Genomic DNA, 16,144 nt, shown 5'->3' with positions numbered 1-16,144 from the left:
CTGCGGTCCGAGGGTGGACCTCGCGCTCCACCCCGATCCGCCCAATCCACGAGACGCCCATGCGCCGTGTCCTGACGCTGCTCCCGCTGTTCCTCCTCGCGCTCGTGCTGCCGGCCCAGGCTGGCGCGCAGGCGCCCACCGTCGGTCGCATCGTCGGCCGCGTGATCGACGCCGGGTCCGGCGCCGGCCTCTCCGATGCCGGCGTGCAGGTGGTCGGCACGAGCATCGGCACGATGTCCGGCGTCGACGGCCGCTTCACGATCGTGAACGTGCCGGCTGGCACCGTGACGATCCAGGTGCGCCGCATCGGCTATGCGCCGAAGACCATCACCGGCCTCTTCCTCGAGGGCGGCAAGACGCTCCAGCAGGATGTCTCGCTCGCGGCCGCGAGCGTCCAGCTCACCGCGCAGGTCGTCACCGCCGACGCCGAGCGCGGCTCGGTCGGCTCGGCGCTCGACGCGCAGAAGAACTCGGTCAATGTCGTCTCCAGCATCACCTCCGAGCAGATCGCCAAGAGCCCCGACGGCGACGCCGCGCAGGCGGTCGGTCGCGTCTCCGGCGTGAGCGTGCAGGACGGCAAGTACGTCTTCGTCCGCGGCCTCGGCGATCGCTACACGCAGACCTCGCTCAACGGCGCGCGCATCCCCAGCCCGGAGCCGGAGAAGAAGGTCGTCCCGCTCGACCTCTTCCCGACGGGCCTGCTGCAGACCATCACGACGGTGAAGACCTTCACCCCCGACCAGCCCGGCGACTTCTCCGGCGCGCAGGTCGACATCCAGACGAAGGAGTTCCCCGCGCAGCGCACCTGGGCGATGAGCACCAGCACCGGCGGCACCGATGCGGTCCTCGGCCGCAAGGTCCTCATGCCCAGCCTCGCGAGCGGTGACCTGCTCGCGGTCGGCGCCGCCTCGCGCGCGCTCCCCGGCTTCATCCAGCGCTTCGGCAACTTCGCCAACTCGTTCCCGGGCCAGCAGGACTTCAACCGGATGGTCTCCGAGTTCCGCAACTCGTGGACCCCGCGCTCGCAGGAAGGCGGCCTGAACGGCTCGACCTCAATCTCGGTGGGCGGCAACGACCCGGTGTTCGGCCAGCGGATCGGCTACCTCGTGTCGGGCACCTACTCGTACACGCAGGAAGCACGCCTCGGCCAGGTGCGCGCGCTCGCGCTCGCGCAGAACGGCTCGACGGCGTCCGAGGTGGACCGGTACGAGGGCGAGAGCGGCAAGGCGAGCGTCCTCTGGGGCGGCCTCGCGAACTTCAGCACGCTCCTCGGCTCGCGCACCCGCCTGGCGCTCAACAACACCTACAACCGCACGATGGACTCCGAGGCGCGCCGCGAGACGGGCCTCTCCGAGAACATCGGCGTCCCGTTCACGATCGCCCGCCAGAAGTACATCGAGCGGTCGCTCTACTCGACGCAGCTCCTCCTGCAGTCCGACCTGACCGCCAGCCAGAAGCTCGAGCTCGCCGTCACCGCCTCGGGCGTGTCGCGCGCCGAGCCGGATCGCTCTGAGTTCGTGCAGGCGACCTTCACCGACCCGACCACCGGCGCGCCGATGGCCCCGCAGTGGTTCGCGTCGTCCAATGAGGGCGCCGTCCGCACCTTCAGCGAGCTCACCGAGAACGCCTACGAGGCGCGCGGCCACTATCGCATCCAGTTCGGCGACATCGGCCGTTCGCTCGCGATCAAGGTCGGCGGCCTCGGCCGTCACGGCACGCGCAACGCCGACAGCTACGCGTACAGCATCAACGCGACGACCATCCCGCAGGCCGACCGCGAGCTCTCCCCCGAGTCGATCTTCGACGGCCGCTACACCGGCGCCGGCGACAACGTCTGGCGCGTGACGCCGATCGGCGTCGGCGGCGCGTACGCGGCGAGCGACTACACCGTCGCCGGCTTCGGCATGGTCGAGAAGGAGTTCGGCCCGCGCTGGCAGCTCATCACCGGCGCCCGTGTCGAGTACTCCGACGTGCTCGTGAAGGCCGTCCCGACCATCGGCGCGACGACCTCCACCAACCCCGTCTTCACCGACGTCCTCCCCGCGATCGCGCTCACGTTCCGCCCGACCGAGACGATGAACCTCCGCGTCTCGGCGTCGCAGACCGTGTCGCGCCCCGAGTACCGCGAGCTCGCGCCCATCCAGTACCGCGAGGTCATGGGCTTCGACAACGTGCTCGGCAATCCCGACCTCCAGCGCGCGCTCATCCAGAACTACGACTTCCGCTGGGAGTGGTACCCGGGCGCCGGTGAGGTGCTGAGCGTCGGCCTCTTCGCCAAGCGCTTCACCAACCCCATCGAGCGCGTCTACCGCGGCTCGTCGGGCACCCGCATCATCACCTTCGTGAACGCCGCCGGCGCCGACAACTACGGCATCGAGCTCGAGGGGCGGAAGTCGCTCGACTTCATCGCCGCCGCGCTGTCGAACCTCTCCCTCTCGGCCAACGCGACCTTCATGGCGAGCGACATCCGCCTCGCCGGCCAGTCGATCGCCGTGACGAACAGCCAGCGGCCGATGGTGGGCCAGGCGCCGTACATGTTCAACACCGGCCTCACCTGGACGAGCAACAGCGGCGCCTCGAGCGCCACGCTGCTCTACAACGTCGTCGGCGCGCGGATCACCGAGGCGGGCGAGGTGCCCCTCCCGGACGTGAAGGAGATGGAGCGCCATGTCGTCGACCTGTCGCTGCGCTTCCCGGTCAGCGAGCGCGTCTCGGCGCGCGTCGATGCCCGCAACCTCCTCGACGCCCCGTACCGCTGGCTCCAGGGTCCCGTGACGCGCGAGAGCTACCGCCTCGGCCGCGGCCTCACCGTCGGGTTGAGCTGGCGCCCGTAGCATGACGCGCCGGCGCGCGACGCCGGACGTGACCGAGCCGTGACGAGAACGCCGCCGTGTGGAGACACGGCGGCGTTTTCGTTCGGCATGACGCGTGACACGCGCGTCGTGTCCCTTCCCGATCGTTCCTCACCAACTGGACTCCCCAATGCTCCGACCGAACGGACGCATCCTCGTCGCGGCCCTCGCCGCCCTCACGCTCGCGGCCTGCAACAATGAGGATGGTGGCGGCACCGGCGTCATCCCGCCGGGCAACGCGACGCTCACGACCAACATCACGGTCAACCGCACGCTCTACAAGGACACGCTCTACACGCTGCAAGGCTTCATCCAGGTGACCAACGGCGCGACGCTCACCATCCAGCCCGGCACGGTCATCCAGGGCGACTTCGCCACCGTCGGCTCGTCGCTCTTCATCACGCGCGGCGCGCGCATCGTCGCCAACGGCACCGCCGCCGAGCCGATCGTCTTCACCTCGTCGCGCCCGGTCGGGCAGCGGCAGGCCGGCGACTGGGGCGGCCTGATCATCATCGGCAACGGCGTGATCAACCGCGTGGCCCCCGTCATCCTCGAGGGCACCGGCACCGGCGCCTCGAACCCATCGCAGGAGTACAGCGGCGGCAACAACAACGCCGACAACAGCGGCACCCTCCGCTACGTGCGGATCGAGTTCGCCGGGTACGCGACCGCGACCGACGCCGAGCTCAACACGCTCACCCTCGCCGCGGTCGGCAGCGGGACCACGCTCGAGTACGTCCAGTCGCTCTACGGCCTCGACGACTCGTTCGAGTTCTTCGGTGGCGCGGTCGACGGCCGCTACCTCGTCTCGTACGAGTCGGGTGACGACCACTTCGACATGTCCGAGGGCTACGTCGGACGCCTGCAGTACCTGATCGCGTACCAGAGCGCCCTCGTGGTGCCGCGCGCCGGCGCCGGCAACACCTCCAGCGACCCGCAGGGCATCGAGAACGACGGGTGCAACGGCACCGGCTGCGCCTCCGGCCAGAACTCGACGCCGTTCACGGCGCCGGTCGTCGCGAACTTCACGCTCGTCGGCACCGGCAGCGGCACCGGGGTCGATGCGACCAACGGCGGCTACGGCGCGATCCTCCGCCGCGGCACCGGCGGCTACTACGTGAACGGCGCGATGGCACGCTGGCCCAAGGGCGCGTTCGGCCTCCGCGACTCGACCACCACGAAGGTCCGCTACACCGACGGCGTGCTCGACGTGCGCAACGTCTTCATCGCGCAGACGCCGTCGATCTTCACCACCGCCTCCGGCGGCTGGGTCATGACCGACTCGGTGGCGCGGAACATCACGCGCGACGCCGCGGCCACCACCGCGAGCCTCTTCACCACCTTCACCATGCCGGCCACGTCCGCGACCTCGTTCGACTGGGCGCCGGCCGCCGGTTCGCCCATCGCGACCGGCGGGCTCACCACCTTCAGCGGCAACCTCGCCACCGCCGCCGGCACCTTCGTGACCGGCACGGCCTACCGCGGCGCGGCCGCCCCCAGCGGCACGAAGTGGTGGCTCGGGTGGACCAACTACGCCATCAACTGATCCCCTAGATTGACCCGAGGGGCCGGGGCTCGTTCGCCGAGCCCCGGCCCCTCGTGCGTCCTCTCCTCCGCCGATGCGAACCCTCTCGCGCTCCATCCTCCGCGCCGCGTCCGCGGCGCATCGACTCGTGCTCACCGCGGTCGTCACGGTCGGCGTCGCAGCGTGCGATCCGGCCCCACGCGCCGAGCCGCCGACGCCCGCCGCTGGTGTCGTCGACTCGGCGCTCCCCATCCCCACCCTGCTCGCGCGCTTCCGCGCGACGGTGTCGGACACGCCCGCCGTGCTCGAGGGCGGTGCCGACTCGCCGCTCACCCTCGCGCGCGCGCTGTCGCGTGCCCTCGCAGCGCACGACACCGCCGCGGTGCGCGGTCTCGCCGTGAGCAAGGCGGAGTTCGGCTGGCTCTACTATCCGAACACGAAGTACGTCCGTCCGCCGTATGAGCTGGGACCGGAGCTCGTCTGGTTCACCCTCGTCGCCGCGAGCGACAAGGGCGCCGGCCGGCTCCTCTCGCGCTACGGTGGTCGCGCCCTCCGCGTCGAGGCCGTGACCTGTCCGGACTCCGCAGAGCAGGAGGGGCCGAACGCGATCCTCCGCGGCTGCCGCGTGAGGTTCGCGGTGCCGGACTCGGCCGAACGCGAGATGCAGCTCTTCGGCGCGTTGCTCAAGCGCGACGGGCGCTACAAGTTCCTGTCGTACGCCAACGACCTCTGACCCCGCCCTGATGACCGGACCTCGATCCCTGACGTGGCTGCGCGCGGCCGTGCTCATCTGGATCGGGGTGCTCGGGGGATTCGCCGCCGGGATGGAGTGGATCCGCACGCGCCCCGCGCCACCGCCGCCGCCGTCGGGCGGCATCGACCTCGTCGGGGCGGGCGCGACCTTCCCGTATCCGCTCTATCGTCGCTGGTTCGCCGAGTACCGCGATGCATCCGGCGTCCGCATCAACTACTTCTCCGTCGGCTCGGGCGAGGGGATCCGCCTGCTCTTCGAGGAGGAGATGGACTTCGGCGCGATCGACCGCCCCCTGCGCGCCGATGAGCGAGCCCGGGCTCGCTGTGGTCCCGTCGAGATCCCCACCGTCATCGGCGCGATCGCCGTCGTCGTGAACCTCCCGCGCATCTTCAGCGCCGTCCGCCTCGACGCCCCCACCCTCGCCGGCATCTACCTCGGGCGCATCACCCAATGGGACGACCCCGCGCTGCGCGCGCTCAACCCGTCGCTCGCGCTCCCGGCCATCCCCATCCGGGTGATCCAGCGCGCGCGGTCGAGCGGCACCAGCGAGGTGTTCGCCGACTACCTCGCGACGACCGCCATCTGGCGCGCCGCGCAGGAGGACGCCGCGGGAGCCGGGCGCACCGACTGGCCCGCTGGCGAGCGCGTCGAGGGGAACGAAGGGGTCGCGGCCCAGGTGCGTGCGACCGAGGGCGCCCTCGGGTTCGTCGAGCTCTCCTACGCCCAGCAGTCGCGCCTCGCGACCGCCGCGTTGCGCAATGTCGCCGGCGCGTACGTGCGTCCCGACTCGCTCTCGCTGGCCCGCACCGCCGCCGAACTCCTCACCGGCGCGCGCGCCGACACCCTCCACGGCCTCGTCGGCGCGCGCGATGCGGCGGCCTATCCGGTCGCAGCCATCACGCGCCTCGTCGTCGACCGCGCGCTCGGGGATTCCACCCGCGGTGCGCACTTCCTCGCCTTCGCCCGGTGGGCACTCCGCGAGGGCGCGCACTCCGCGCGCGCCCTCGGCTACGCCCCGCTCCCGGGGAGCGAGCTGCGGCGACAGGTCGAACGCCTCGACGCGCTCACCCCCGGCATCTGCCCCTCCCCGAGGACCATCTGATGGCGCTGCGCGCGCAGGACGGCCCCTATCGTACGGCCCGCGAGGACCGCGATCGGCGCATCGCCGCGATCGACATCGGATCGAATTCCATCCGGCAGATCGTCGCCGACGTGTTCCCTGACGGCGCCATCCGCATCGTCGACGAGATGAAGGCCGCACCGCGGCTCGGCGCCGGCCTCAGCGCCACCGGCGAACTCGACGCGCAGCACATGGACGAGGCGATCGAGGCCCTCGCGCGCATGGCGACGCTCGCGCGCCAGCAGGGGTGCAAGCGGATCGAGGTCGTCGCCACCAGCGCGGTGCGCGACGCGCGCAACGGCCCGACCTTCCTCACGCGCGTGCGCCGCGAGACCGGCCTCAAGCCCCGCGTGCTCATCGGCGAGGAGGAGGCCCGCCTCGCGTTCCGCTCCGCCCTCGCGCATTTCGAGCTCGGTCACGGCCGCTCGGTCGTCATGGACATCGGCGGCGGCTCGCTCGAACTCGCCCTGGCCGCCGAAGGACTCGTCGAGCGCCTCATCACCTTCCCGTTCGGCGCGATCCGGCTCACCGAGCAGTTCCTCGAGGGACGGTCGGGCGCGAAGGGCGTCAAGAAGCTCCGGAAGCACGTCCGCGCGCAGATCAAGGAGGTCCTCCCCGTCCGCGACTGGCGCGGCGCCGAGGTGATCGGCTCCGGCGGCACCTTCACGAACCTCGCCGGCATGTTCCTCGCGCGTCAGGGCGTGAAGGTGCGCAGCGTGCACGGCACGCGGATCCCGCGGCACGAGGTCGAGCATATCCTCGAACAGCTCGCGACGATGTCGGTGCAGGAACGCCTGCAGGTCCCGGGGCTCAACGCCGGACGCGCCGACATCATCGTCGCCGGCCTCGCGGTCGCCGCCGAGGTGCTCGCACGTGTCGAACCGCGCGAGTTGAGCGCGTCCGCCTTCGGCATCCGCGAGGGACTGCTGCTCGAGACCGCGAAGGTGGTCCCCGTCATCGCCGACCCGGGGGAGGCGCGCGCGCGTTCCGTGCTCGCCTTCGCCGAACGCTGTCATTACGAGGTGCCGCACTCGAAGCAGGTGCAGTCGCTCGCCCTGCAGCTCTTCGACGCGATGGGCGCGCGCCTCGGGTGCGATCCCTCCGAGCGGCAGACCCTCGCCGACGCGGCGCTGTTGCACGATGTGGGCTACCACATCAACTACGAGCAGCATCACAAGCACTCGTTCCACCTGATCACGCATGCCGACCTGCTCGGCATCGGCCCCGAGGAGCAGGTCGTGATCGCGCACGTGGCGCGGTATCACCGCGGCGGCGTGCCCAAGCGGAAGCACGAGGCCTGGTGGGAGCTCGACCGCGAAGCGCGCGAGCGGGTGCGCCGGCTCGCCGCGCTGCTCCGCGTCGCCGACGGGCTCGATCGCGGGCACGCCAGCGCCGTCGACAAGGTGAAGGTCCGGTGGCTCGAGCGCGCCGTGCGCCTCACGCCCACACCGCGCCGCGCCAACGACCCGATGCGCCTCGAACTCTGGGGCGCCGCCCGCAAGGCGGAACTGCTGAGCGAAGTGGCGGGCGCCCCGATCGAGGTCGTCGCCCCGGACGGCCAGATCGTCCTACCGTAGGGTTCTGCCTTCCGCCTTCTGCCTTCCGTTCAGATCCCCACTTCCATCGAACTCCGCAGCGCCCACGAGCCGCGCCGAACCCCGGTCGCCTGATTCCGGAAGTCATCGTGCAGCAGCTCGCCCTGCACCTTGACCTTGTGGCCCTTGAGGTAGCGTGTGAACCCGAGCCCGACCTGCCGCTGCCGGTCGGCCCCCGTGAGCCCCGCGATCTCGCCGTTCGGCGTGACGATCGAGAAGCGCAGCGCCGGCTCGAGGTTGTTCTTGAGGAGGTACGACGTCTGCGCCGTCACACCGTCGCCGGTCAGTACGAACCGGGTCGTGGTGCCGTCGCTCGTGATCGGGTCGGGCGCGGTGCGCCGCGCCACCTCGGCCGAGATCGCGAACCCGCGATGCTTGTAGAGCGCATCGGCGATGTAGGTGTTCATGCTCCGTGGCGCGAGGAGCGGTCGGCCGAGCTGGCCGCCGGTGCGCACCGCCCGGTCATTGTGCTGCATGCCGAACGCCACGCTGAGCTTCGGCTTCGGCTCGCGGCGGAGATCGCCTTCGAAGTAGTCGCCACCGCCGGTGAAGGCACCGAAGGGGAGCAGTTCCACACGTCCGGTGTAGGCGAGGCCGTTGCTCCCGACCGCGGGGTTCCGCCCTTCGCCGGAGGTGATCGCCCCGCGGAGCACGTAGGGGAGCGCGGCATCCATGTTGACGTAGTTGGCGAAGAGGCCGACGTCGCGATCGATCGTGAACGCCCCGTTCACGATCGACCGATCGGCGAACTGGAGCTCGCTGGACGAGTTCACGCGTTGCCGGTTGCCGGGAAGCTTCCCCTGCCCGCCGATCAGCGCCAGCCGCTTGGTCGCCTGGAACGTCACGTGCGCGTCGCGGAGCACGTTCGGGAAGTTCGACGCCTCGAAGTCCTGGTCCCCGCGCGTGAACGAGAGCTGCACGTTCACCTTGAGGCGCGGATCCCACATGACCGACTCGAGCCGGAGCCGCATCCGGCGCACCGCGAGATTCGCGCTCGCGATGTCGAGGTCGTCGTCGCTCACCGTCGTGAGCTGGGCCAGCTGCTGCACGCGGAACCGCAGGATGAGGTAGCTGAACCCATCGGCGGCATTGAAGACCACCCCGCGGTCGCCGTACTCGACGGTCGGCTTGGGGGCGGCCGCAGCAGATGGCGCGCCCGGGGTCTGGCCAGGGAGGTCGCCGGGGGCGGCGAACAGGGCAAGGAGGAGGGCGGCGAGGCCGGCCAGCGAGCGGTGCCCGATGCAACGATCAGGCAACAGGTACGTCACGAGTCTGGACATGGAGTGGAATCTCTCACATCCATTTATGTTAGGCCACGACCGATTGTAACGGTCGTGTAATGACAGGCCGGACTCGGCGGTCCTCACCCGCCTTTCGCTCACCCGCCTCCGGCTACGGCTCGTCCGTGATCGCCAGGAACGCCATGCTCGAGGACGGCGGGCGCCCGGCCGACTTCGGGCTGGCGAGCGGACTCGACGGGAGGGGCCACGCCGCCGTGTCCCGGTGCGTGCCCCAGGAGTCGCGCAGCAGGATCCGGTGCGTGGCGCGCTCGCCTTCCTCGCCCGGCTGCCGCTGGATGTAGCTCCCGTCCGGCTGGAGGTCCCAGGCCTGCCGATTGTCCGCCAGGCACACCTCGAGCACCTGCTGCAGCCGCTCCTGGAAGTGCGGATTGGCCACCGGCGTCACCACTTCGACGCGGCGATCGAAGTTGCGCGGCATCCAGTCGGCGGACCCGAAGAAGTACTCCGGGGTGCCGTCGTTTCCGAACATCCAGATCCGGGAATGCTCCAGGAAGCGGCCGATGATGCTCTGCACGCGGACCCGGTCCGACAGCCCCGGCACCCCGGGACGCAGGCAGCAGATGCCGCGCACGACGAGGTCGATCTCGACCCCGGCCGACGACGCCCGGTACAACGCCTCGATGCACTCGGGATCCACGAGCGCGTTCATCTTCGCGATGATCCGCCCCGGCCGCCCCGCCATCGCCAGCGCCGTCTCGCGGTCGATCAGCCCCAGCACCTGGCGCCGCATGTTCACCGGCGCCACCAGCAGCCGCCGGTACTCCGCCCGGCGCGAGTAGCCCGTCAGCGAGTTGAACAGGTCGCTGATGTCCGACCCGATCGCCTCGTCGCAGGTCAGCAGGCCGATGTCGGTGTAGATGCGGGCGGTGCGCGTGTTGTAGTTGCCGGTCCCGATGTGCACGTACCGCCGGATGCCGTCCGGCTCCTTCCGCACCACGAGCGCCGTCTTGGTGTGCGTCTTGAGGCCCGGGAGCCCGTATACCACGTGCACGCCGAACGACTCGAGGGTCCGCGCCCACGCGATGTTGTTGATCTCGTCGAAGCGCGCCTGCAGCTCGACGAGCACCGCCACCTGCTTGCCGCGTTGCGCCGCCTCGGTGAGCGCCTGCACGATCGCGCCGTCACCCGACGTGCGGTAGAGCGTCATCTTGATCGCCAGCACGTGCTCGTCGCGCGCCGCCGACTCGATGAAGGTCTCGACCGACGCCCCGAACGAGTCGAACGGATGGTGGACGAGGATCTCGCGCTCGCGGATCACGTCGAAGATCGACCGGCTCGCATCACGGAGCTCGGCCGGCACCACCGCGATGAGCGGCGGGTCCTTGTGCTCCGGCAGGTCGGTGCCCGCGAGCGCCATGAGGTCGCTCACGTCGAGGAGCGGCCCGGGGGCGAAGACCTCGCGATCCGAGAGGGGCGCCATCTCCGGCGCCTCGCTCGCCCGCAGCTCGTCGAGGAGCAGTTCCCGCACGTGGAGCGGCATCCCCTCCTCGACCTCCAGGCGCACCACCTCACCGAAGCGGCGTTGGAAGAGCTGCTCCTCGATCATCGCGAGCAGGTCCTCCGGCTCCTCGGTGTGCTGGATGTCGAGGTCGGAGTAACGCGTGAGCCGGAAGCCGTGGCTCCCGAGCACGTCCATGCCGGGGAAGAGCGCGTCGAGGCGCGACCGGATCAGCGCCTCGAGTGGGACGAACGAGTTCGGACGGCCGGTCGGCACCCAGCGCGGAAGGCTCTTCGGCACCTTCACGCGCGCGAAGCGCACCGCGCCGCGCTCCGGGTCGCGCAACTCCACCGCGAGCGACAGCGACAGGTTGCTGATGTAGGGGAACGGGTGCCCGGGATCGACCGCGAGCGGCGTCAGCACGGGGAAGACCTGCGCATCGAAGTACTCGTCGATGCGCGCACGCTCCTCGCCCTCGAGCTCGTCGGGCGTGAGGATCCGGACCCCGACGCGGCGCAGCAGCGGCAGCAGCACCTCGTGCAGGAGATGGCGTTGCCGGCCCAGCAGCGCGCGCACCCGCGCATCGATCAGGTCGAGCTGCTCGGCCGGCGAGAGCCCGTCGCTGGCCGTCTGCAGGACTCCGGCGGCCAGCTGCCGCCGGAGCCCCGCGACCCGCACCATGAAGAACTCGTCGAGGTTCGAGCTGAAGATCGACAGGAACTTCACCCGCTCGAGCAGCGCCGTGCGCTCGTCCTCAGCCTCGTGGAGCACGCGCGCATTGAACTCGAGCCAGGACAGCTCGCGGTTCAGGAATGCCGGGTTCTTCGAGGCGAGCGCGTGCACCGGGGCCTCAGCCGCGGAGCGCGGCGACGATCAGGTACGAGATGGCGGCCACGGCCGCCGAGGCCGGGATCGTGATCACCCACGCCCAGATCATCCGGCTCGCGACGCCCCAGCGCACCGCCGAGAGACGGTGCGTCGCGCCCACCCCGACGATCGCGCCGGAGATGGTGTGCGTCGTGCTCACCGGGATCCCGAGGTAGGTGGCGAGGAAGATCGCCGACGCACCACCGGTCTCGGCGCAGAAACCGCCGATCGGGCGGAGCTTCGTCACGCGCGAGCCGAGGGTGTGCACGATGCGCCAGCCGCCCATGAGGGTGCCGAGCGCGATCGCCATGTGCGCCCCGAGCTTGATCCAGAACGGGATCTCGTCGCCGGACGCGAGATAGAAATGCCGGAGGAAGCCGGTCTCGTCGGCGAAGTACGCCTGCTGCGTCACGAGCAGCGACACGATGATGCCCATCGTCTTCTGCGCGTCGTTCGCGCCGTGCGACAGCGAGAAGAGCGCCGAACTCGTGATCTGCATGCCACGGAAGAGCGGGTCGAGCTTGGCGGGGCGCTGATTGCGGAAGATCCAGGTCGTCGCCACCATGAGCGCCCAGCCCGCGGCCATGCCGACCAGCGGCGAGACGACGATGAAGATCAGCGTCTTCGTCCAGCCCGAAGTGATGATCGCGCTGAACCCGGCCTTCGTCACGGCGGCGCCGGCATACCCGCCGATGAGCGCGTGCGACGAACTCGAGGGGATGCCGTAGAACCAGGTGATGAGGTTCCAGACGATCGCGCCGAGCAACCCGGCGAGGATCACGTCCGGGTTCACGATCGCCAGGTCGATCATCCCCTTGCCGATCGTCTTCGCGACGCCCGTGTCGAAGAGGAAGAGCGCGAGGAAGTTGAACGTCGCCGCCCAGGCGACGGCCGTGAACGGACTCAGGACCCGCGTCCCCACGATCGTGGCGATCGAGTTCGCCGAGTCGTGGAAGCCGTTGATGTAGTCGAAGATGAACGCGACCAGGACGATCGCGAGGATGTACCAGACCACGGTCAGGAGTTCTTGAGGGAGATGCTCTCGAGCACGTTCGCGACATCCTCGCACTCGTCGACCGCATGCTCGAGGTTGTCGAGGATCTCCTTCCACTTGATGACGTCGAGCGCGTCCGGGCGGCCGGCGAACAGCGTCTCGATGGCATCGGAATAGATCGCGTCGGCCTTCTCCTCGAGCTCCTTCACCTTGCGCGCCGCCTTGTGGACCTCGGCCGGCTTGCGGATGTCCTTCACGCCCGCCGCGATCACGTCGGAGCACTCGACGAGCACCGAGGTGAGCGCGATCGCCGCATCACGGCGCTGGTCGATATGGTACATCTTCGCCCGGCGCGCCGTCCCGTCCATGAGGTCGACGACGTTGTCGAGGCGGTTCGCGAGCAGGTGGATGTCCTCGCGGTCGAGCGGCGTCACGAAGCTGCGATCGATGCGCTGCATGATCTCGTACGTCAGCGCGTCGGCGGCGTGCTCCTCATCCTTGATCTTCTTCGTGAGCTCCATGAGCCGATTCGGCTCGGAGAACAGCTCCTTGAGGAGCGAGGACGAGGACTTCAGGCGCGCGGAGAGCTGATCGAAGAGGCCGAAGAAGCCTTCGTCCTTCGGAAGGAAACGCACAGGGGTGCTCGTTCGGTGGGGAGTCTGCGGCAGTGGAGGACTGAGGTGGGGACCCCGCCCTCGGGGGGCTAGCCTCGGAAAGATACCGCTTCCCGAGAGAGCGTGGCAAACACCCGGTTCCGCGGTCTCCGGGCTGTTGCAGAACCGTTACGAACGGTCAGGCAAGGTGATCCAAGAGCCCACGCCGCAACAACATGGCCCGCCGTGACCGCACGAGATCCGCGCCCGCGAACCAGCGGACGAGCACCACCCCGGCCAGGAACCCTCCGACATGCGCCCAGACCGCCACGCCCCCGGTCGCGGCCCGTGAACGCACCAGCTGGGGGAGGCCCAGGAGCACCTGGAGCACGAACCACCAGCCCAGCACCGCCCACGCCGGCACCGCCACGACGCGGTAGAACACCACGAACCAGAAGAACATCCGGACCCGGACCCGCGGGAAGCAGACGAGATAGGCCCCCATCACCCCCGAGATCGCACCCGACGCGCCCACCGTCGGCACGGGGGAGGACGGATCGACGAGCACGTGCAGCGCGGCCGCCGCGACGCCGCACAGGAGATAGAAGGCGAGGAAGCGCCCCGCCCCCATCACATCCTCGACGTTGTTCCCGAACACCCAGAGGAAGAGCGCATTCCCGATCAGGTGCCCCCAGCCGCCGTGCAGGAACAGCGAGACGACCGGACTGGCCCAGTTGGCGAGTTGCGCGTCAACGGCGCAGTAGAGCCCCGGGCCGATCGGCACCGCCGATCCGATCGGGGCGAGCCCGGTCAGCTCCCCCGGGACCAGGCCGAGGTTGCAGATCGCCCGCACCATCCGGTCCCCGAACCCCGCCCCCTCGACGATCACCCAGACCGCGGCCATGGCCGCCAGGATCAGGATGGTGATCACGGCTGGCCGGACCGTCGGGTTCTCGTCACTCAGGGGGATCATTCCGTCGTCTTGTCAGGTCGCCCACGAGGAGCGAACGCCGCAGTCTGCCATTTCGGCGCGAATCTCTGGCCCCACCCTTGCCGTTCTTGAAGGCAAGTTCTCACCCCGTCGGACCACGACGGCTATCAGCAGCGCACCAAGATACCTCCCAGAGGAACGAATGGCAGACAAGGTGATCGGCATTGACCTCGGCACGACCAACTCGGTCGTCGCGGTCATGGAGGGAGGCGACCCCGTCGTTATCCCCAACGCGGAAGGTGGCCGGACCACCCCGTCGGTGGTCGGATTCTCCAAGGACGGCGAGCGCCTCGTCGGCCAGATCGCCAAGCGCCAGGCGGTCACCAACCCGGCCAACACCGTCTTCTCCATCAAGCGGTTCATGGGCGGCAAGCTCTCGGAGACCCAGACCGAGACCGCGCGCGTCCCGTACAAGATCGTCCGCGGCCAGAATGACCTCGCCGCCGTCGAGGTCCAGGGCAAGACCTACACGCCCCCCGAGATCTCGGCGATGATCCTCCAGAAGATGAAGCAGACCGCGGAGGACTACCTCGGGCACTCGGTGTCCAAGGCCGTCATCACCGTCCCGGCGTACTTCAACGATTCCCAGCGCCAGGCCACCAAGGATGCGGGCAAGATCGCCGGCCTCGAGGTGCTGCGCATCGTCAACGAGCCCACGGCGGCGGCCCTCGCCTACGGCCTCGACAAGAACAAGAAGAAGGACGAGAAGGTCGCCGTCTTCGACCTCGGCGGCGGCACCTACGACATCTCCATCCTCGAACTCTACGAGGTGGACGGCACCCGCCAGTTCGAGGTGAAGTCGACCAACGGCGACACCCACCTCGGCGGCGACGACTTCGACCAGAAGGTCATCGACTGGCTCGTCGCGGAGTTCAAGAAGGACCAGGCGATCGACCTCTCCAAGGACCCGATGGCGCTCCAGCGCCTGAAGGAGGCCGCGGAGAAGGCGAAGATCGAGCTCTCGGGCACGATGAGCACCGACATCAACCTGCCGTTCATCACGGCCGACCAGTCGGGGCCCAAGCACCTCAACTACCAGCTCACCCGCGCCAAGTACGAGCAGCTGGTGGACGACCTCGTGCGCCGCACGATCCCGCCGATGGAGAAGGCGCTCAAGGATGCCGGCTACAACGTGTCGGAGATCGACGAGGTCATCCTCGTCGGCGGCTCCACGCGCATGCCGAAGATCCAGGAGATCGTGAAGGACTTCTTCAAGAAGGAGCCGAACAAGGGCGTGAACCCGGACGAGGTCGTCGCCGTCGGCGCGGCCATCCAGGGGGCGGTCCTCACCGGCGAGCAGAAGGACGTCCTGCTCCTCGACGTCACCCCGCTCTCGCTCGGCATCGAGACGCTGGGCGGCGTCACCACGGTGCTCATCCCGCGCAACACGACCATCCCGACCAAGAAGTCGGAGACATTCTCCACCGCCGACGACAACCAGACGACGGTCGAGATCCACGTGCTGCAGGGTGAGCGCGAACTCGCGCTGCACAACAAGACGATCGGCAAGTTCCAGCTCACGGGGATCCCGCCGGCCCCGCGCGGCATGCCGCAGGTCGAGGTCACCTTCGACATCGACGCCAACGGCATCCTGCACGTGACGGCGCGCGACAAGACGACCGGCAAGGAGCAGAAGATCCGCATCGAGGCCTCGAGCGGCCTGTCGGACGCCGAGATCGACCGCATGGTGAAGGACGCCGAGAAGAACGCCGGGGAGGACAAGCGGAAGCGCGAGGAGATCGACACGCGCAACCGGCTCGACACGCTCGCCTACCAGGTCGAGAAGGAATCGAAGGAGTGGGCCGACAAGGTGCCGGCGGACGTGAAGGCCCGCCTGGACGCGGCGGTGGAGCGCGCACGCAAGGCGCACCGCGGCGAGGACATGAACGAGATCAAGGCGGCGCTCGAGGAGCTGACCGCAGCCTTCCAGGCCGCCGGGCAGGCGGTCTACGCCGCGCAGTCCGCGCCGGCCGCCGATGCGTCGGCGCCCGGGGCCGAGGCACCGGCAGGCGACGCCAAGAAGGATGACGTCGCCGAAGCCGACTTCGAGATCGTCGACGAGGCCAAGAAGGAGTAGGCGGGAAACCTTCGCGGCTCACGATGGTACGGAACGG

At 69.6% G+C, this 16,144-nt stretch carries 11 protein-coding genes; 6 read left to right on the top strand and 5 right to left on the bottom strand.

Annotated elements, in window-relative coordinates; genetic code table 11:
• Positions 1-59: 59 nt before the first annotated feature.
• From IPJ78_16475 to IPJ78_16455, 5 genes are all read left to right on the top strand, one after another.
• Positions 60-2,834 (top strand): TonB-dependent receptor, encoded by a 2,775-nt coding sequence (locus IPJ78_16475; GenBank protein MBK7908142.1) that lies wholly within the window; start codon positions 60-62, stop codon positions 2,832-2,834.
• A 148-nt stretch (positions 2,835-2,982) separates the two neighbouring features.
• Entirely contained in the window at positions 2,983-4,398 is a 1,416-nt protein-coding gene (locus IPJ78_16470; GenBank protein ID MBK7908141.1) for a hypothetical protein, read from the top strand.
• 73 nt (positions 4,399-4,471) lie between these two features.
• Positions 4,472-5,110, top strand: a complete 639-nt coding sequence (locus IPJ78_16465; protein MBK7908140.1) for a hypothetical protein — start codon at positions 4,472-4,474, stop codon at positions 5,108-5,110.
• Positions 5,111-5,120: 10 nt separating this feature from the next.
• Entirely contained in the window at positions 5,121-6,233 is a 1,113-nt protein-coding gene (gene pstS / locus IPJ78_16460) for a phosphate ABC transporter substrate-binding protein PstS (protein ID MBK7908139.1), read from the top strand.
• Positions 6,233-7,828, top strand: a complete 1,596-nt coding sequence (locus tag IPJ78_16455) for a Ppx/GppA family phosphatase (protein MBK7908138.1) — start codon at positions 6,233-6,235, stop codon at positions 7,826-7,828. The genes pstS and IPJ78_16455 overlap by 1 nt, the downstream gene beginning before the upstream one ends.
• 29 nt (positions 7,829-7,857) lie before the next feature.
• Here the strand turns inward: IPJ78_16455 and IPJ78_16450 are convergent, their stop codons facing one another.
• From IPJ78_16450 to IPJ78_16430, 5 genes are all read right to left on the bottom strand, one after another.
• Positions 7,858-9,126 carry a porin gene (locus IPJ78_16450; protein MBK7908137.1) on the bottom strand — a complete coding sequence of 423 codons (1,269 nt, stop codon included), beginning with the start codon at positions 9,124-9,126 and terminating at the stop codon, positions 7,858-7,860.
• Positions 9,127-9,238: 112 nt separating this feature from the next.
• Complete coding sequence (gene ppk1 / locus IPJ78_16445; GenBank protein MBK7908136.1) at positions 9,239-11,428, bottom strand: polyphosphate kinase 1; 2,190 nt, start codon at positions 11,426-11,428, stop codon at positions 9,239-9,241.
• A gap of 7 nt (positions 11,429-11,435) precedes the next feature.
• Entirely contained in the window at positions 11,436-12,467 is a 1,032-nt protein-coding gene (locus IPJ78_16440) for an inorganic phosphate transporter (GenBank protein ID MBK7908135.1), read from the bottom strand.
• 2 nt (positions 12,468-12,469) lie between these two features.
• Positions 12,470-13,081, bottom strand: a complete 612-nt coding sequence (locus tag IPJ78_16435; protein ID MBK7908134.1) for a DUF47 family protein — start codon at positions 13,079-13,081, stop codon at positions 12,470-12,472.
• Between the two features lie 157 nt (positions 13,082-13,238).
• Positions 13,239-14,012: a rhomboid family intramembrane serine protease gene (locus IPJ78_16430; GenBank protein ID MBK7908133.1), complete on the bottom strand. Its 774-nt coding sequence runs from the start codon at positions 14,010-14,012 to the stop codon at positions 13,239-13,241.
• 160 nt (positions 14,013-14,172) lie between these two features.
• Between IPJ78_16430 and dnaK the strand changes: the two genes are divergently transcribed.
• Positions 14,173-16,107 carry a molecular chaperone DnaK gene (dnaK, locus tag IPJ78_16425; GenBank protein ID MBK7908132.1) on the top strand — a complete coding sequence of 645 codons (1,935 nt, stop codon included), beginning with the start codon at positions 14,173-14,175 and terminating at the stop codon, positions 16,105-16,107.
• Positions 16,108-16,144 lie beyond the last annotated feature (37 nt).

This window comes from Gemmatimonadota bacterium (assembly GCA_016714015.1).
GTDB lineage: Bacteria > Gemmatimonadota > Gemmatimonadetes > Gemmatimonadales > Gemmatimonadaceae > Pseudogemmatithrix.
The sequence above is the reverse complement of the archived record's forward strand: the minus strand, read 5'-3'. Positions and strand labels throughout refer to the sequence as shown.

Coding starts and splice junctions, on each gene's coding strand:
- IPJ78_16475 (MBK7908142.1), top strand. CDS start 60: ATGCGCCGTGTCCTGACGCTGCTCCCGCTGTTCCTCCTCGCGCTCGTG.
- IPJ78_16470 (MBK7908141.1), top strand. CDS start 2,983: ATGCTCCGACCGAACGGACGCATCCTCGTCGCGGCCCTCGCCGCCCTC.
- IPJ78_16465 (MBK7908140.1), top strand. CDS start 4,472: ATGCGAACCCTCTCGCGCTCCATCCTCCGCGCCGCGTCCGCGGCGCAT.
- pstS (MBK7908139.1), top strand. CDS start 5,121: ATGACCGGACCTCGATCCCTGACGTGGCTGCGCGCGGCCGTGCTCATC.
- IPJ78_16455 (MBK7908138.1), top strand. CDS start 6,233: ATGGCGCTGCGCGCGCAGGACGGCCCCTATCGTACGGCCCGCGAGGAC.
- IPJ78_16450 (MBK7908137.1), bottom strand. CDS start 9,126: ATGTCCAGACTCGTGACGTACCTGTTGCCTGATCGTTGCATCGGGCAC.
- IPJ78_16430 (MBK7908133.1), bottom strand. CDS start 14,012: ATGATCCCCCTGAGTGACGAGAACCCGACGGTCCGGCCAGCCGTGATC.
- dnaK (MBK7908132.1), top strand. CDS start 14,173: ATGGCAGACAAGGTGATCGGCATTGACCTCGGCACGACCAACTCGGTC.